Origin of the sequence: Streptosporangium sp. NPDC006013, from assembly GCF_040614275.1 — a bacterium.
Taxonomy (GTDB): Bacteria; Actinomycetota; Actinomycetes; order Streptosporangiales; family Streptosporangiaceae; genus Streptosporangium.
The window spans coordinates 1-3,095 of record NZ_JBEXUE010000762.1 but is presented as its reverse complement, the minus strand read 5'-3'; the positions used below and the strand labels follow the sequence as shown (position 1 = coordinate 3,095).

Sequence of the window (3,095 nt, the reverse complement as noted above, 5' to 3'; positions counted from 1 at the left end):
AGAGCAGCTGACTCTTAATCAGCGGGTCCGGGGTTCGAGTCCCTGGCGGCGCACTCGCGGGAAAGCCCAGATCGGCATCGCCGATCTGGGCTTTCTGCTTTCGAATCCTCGGTGACCCGGGTCAGCGGACCCGGCGGCCGTGGCTGGGCTCGCTCTGGCGGTTCGCCCGGTCCACGGCCGTCACGTGGTAGTGCGCGCCCCTGGCTCCCTCGGGGTCCACCCAGCGCACGTCGCGGCCCGCGGGGATCACCGCGACCAGGTTGCGGGCGTCGGCGAAGTCACCGGGACCGGCCTGCCGGTCGAACCTGAAGACCGCGAACTGGAACGGGACGTCCCTGCCGGGGGCGACGATGTGCAACTCGGCGCCACCGGCCACCTTGTGCGCGGTGGCCAGGACCGGGCGGCGCGGTGGTCGGCCGCCCGCGAGGCGCGGCAGCAGCGGGGCGAGGGCCGGGCGGGTGTAGTGGTCGGTCACGGCGGTGCTGACGCTGCCCAGCCGGTCCTCACGTACATCGCCGGAGTTGTACCAGATGTCGCCGCCGACCTGGGGATTGTCCCGGTTGAGAGTGAGGTGCCGGGAAAGCTCGTCCGGCTGGAACCACTGGGCGGGCTGCCCGGCGGCACCGGCCTTGTAGGCGGCCTGGCCGATCCAGAGCTGGACGTCGGTGCCCGCCGCCACGCCGGACCACCAGGGGATCAGCTTGGCGTAGTCGGCGTTCGACTGGCCGATGTACCAGTAGATCTGCGGTGCGATGTAGTCCAGCCAGCCCTTCCTGACCCAGCCCCGCGTGTCGGCGTGCAGGTTGTCGTACGACTGGCTGCCGGCGGTGTCCGAGCCGAGGGGGTCGGTGGACCTGTTCCGCCAGATGCCCGAGGGGCTGATGCCCCAGGCGACCTCCGGCTTGGCCTGCCGTACCCGCTGCTGCATCTCCCGGACGAGCAGGTCCACGTTGTCGCGCCGCCAGGAGGCGAGATCGGGGAAGCCCGCGCCGTAGCGCGCGAAGGCCGCGGCGTCGTCGAAGGCCGTGGTGTTGACCGGGTAGAAGTAGTCGTCGAAGTGCAGGCCGTCGATGTCGTACCTGGTGACCGCGTCCATCATCGCGTCCTGCACGAACGCCCGCACCGCGGGGATGCCCGGGTTGTAGTACAGCTTGCCGCCGTAGGAGACGATCCAGTCCGGATTCCTGCGGCCCGGGTGCTCGGGGTGCAGTTTGGCCGGGTCCGGCTGCATCGACACGCGGTACGGATTGAACCAGGCGTGGAAGGCCAGGCCGCGCCGGTGGGTCTCCTCGACCAGGAAGGCCAGCGGGTCGTAGCCCGGGTCCTGGCCCTGAACGCCGGTCAGGTACTCCGACCACGGTTCGTGCGGTGAGGGCCAGAAGGCGTCGGCGGTCGGCCGGATCTGGACGAAGACCGAGTTGAGCCGGCGGGTCCGCGCGAGGTCCAGCCAGGCCAGGTACTCGGCCTGCTGCGCCTCGACGGTCAGGCCGGGCTTCGACGGCCAGTTGATGTTGAGCACCGAGGCGATCCACATCCCGCGCATCTGCCGCAGCGGCGGGACATTGTCGGTGGCGCTGTCGGCGGCGTTGCCGGCGGCGAAGGCGGGCGTCGAGGTGAGGGCCGACAGGGGGAGAGTCGTCGCGCCCGCGGCCAGGGCCAGGCCGCGCAGGACGGAACGTCGGGTGGGTGCGCTCATGCGGACCTCCGGGGGGCTGAAGAAGAAGGCGCCGAGCGTGACATTGGCAGAAACTTACTTTCAAATCAATGACAATGAAAGAAAGTATCGCAGATCCGTGACTGCCGGAACGGTCCTCCACTCGCCGGGTAGCCCCGGCGCAGGGGCGATGCGGGAGGTCATCGGGCAGTCGTGGGCCGCCACCCTCAGGAAGTCGTCGCCGCTCACCGCGAGATCGTTTCACCAGCGCGTTTCGGCCGTCGAGGCGTATGCGCCGACCTTTGAGGCAAAGGAAGCCCTGGAGGTGCCCGGCCGCCAACGTGGCCACCCCGCCGACGGACTCCGGCTACTCGGTCTCACAGCATGAGAACGCTTCAGCCCTGGCGCTTCGGTGTGATTCCACGGAGATCACGGACGACACGTTCCGAGACGTGCTCGTGATCAGGGTCGGGCAGGATTTCCCCTTCTGTACCGGGTCGAGAAGGAATTCACATGAAACGAGTGATCGCGAGCACCGCGGCGGTCCTGGTCACCACCTCCGTGGCCGCGATGCCCGTCCAGGCCGCGTCCGCGGATCCGGTCACGGTGTTGAAAAGGCAGCTCGTCGCGGGTAAGGGGGTGAGGTTCACCGACGTCACCACCCTGGCCGAGCCCACTGAGAAAGGGACGTTCCTGAAGCGCACCGGCTCCTTGCAGTTCACCAGGACCGGGATCGCCGCCTCCGACATCAGCGCGAGGTACACCGCCACGAGGAGCGGGCCGGTGTTCAGCGACCTGTCCAGGTTTCTGGGCTCGGAACGGACGATCACCGTCGGTGGCGCCAGCTACCACTCCGGCGACGTCTGGAGGCCGCCGAAGGGGAAGAGCTGGATCAAGAACGCCTTCGGTAAGAGCGTCAACGGCGGTGTCAGCGGCTGGTACGGCCAGCGGGTGAACGCGGCGGAGCCGGCGACCCTGAAAGCCCTGATCACAAGTGGAAAGCGAGTGGGCCGCACCTATTCGGGCACGATCGGCTACGGCAGGCTCGAAAGGATCTCTCCCTGGCTTCGGGCCGTCGACCCGATCGGCGGAGACAAGGACAGCGTGATCCGCTTCAGGCTCACCCTGGGGCCCGACGGGCTTCCCCAGCGGCTGGTCACGTCCCATGTGGTGACGGCCCACCTGGTGGAGACCGTGGACGGAGGCAGGAAGATCAGCGTCGAGACCCGCTACACCGGCTGGGGCAGCCGAGTAACGGTCAAGGCGCCTCCGGCGAGCAAGGTGTGGATCAGGAAGCCGTACGAGCCGACGATCCAGGGCGGCGACCGGGGGTGAGCGCCCGGCGCCGGCCGGGAGTCTTCCCGGCGGACCACCCACCGGGCGTGATCGTGGACATCGCGCTGGACCTCGCACGTTCGGGAGAGCAGTCATGACCGACATC

2 protein-coding genes are annotated in these 3,095 nt (G+C 68.8%); one reads left to right on the top strand and one right to left on the bottom strand.

From position 1 onward, the window contains the following. Nucleotides 1–121 precede the first annotated feature (121 nt). On the bottom strand, nucleotides 122–1,696 hold the full coding sequence (locus ABZ260_RS49150) for a family 10 glycosylhydrolase (RefSeq protein ID WP_355632324.1): 1,575 nt from the start codon (nucleotides 1,694–1,696) through the stop codon (nucleotides 122–124). A gap of 471 nt (nucleotides 1,697–2,167) precedes the next feature. Between ABZ260_RS49150 and ABZ260_RS49145 the strand changes: the two genes are divergently transcribed. Continuing rightward, nucleotides 2,168–2,989, top strand: coding sequence for a hypothetical protein (locus ABZ260_RS49145; protein WP_355632321.1), 822 nt, complete (start codon nucleotides 2,168–2,170; stop codon nucleotides 2,987–2,989). The last annotated feature ends 106 nt before the right edge of the window (nucleotides 2,990–3,095 follow it).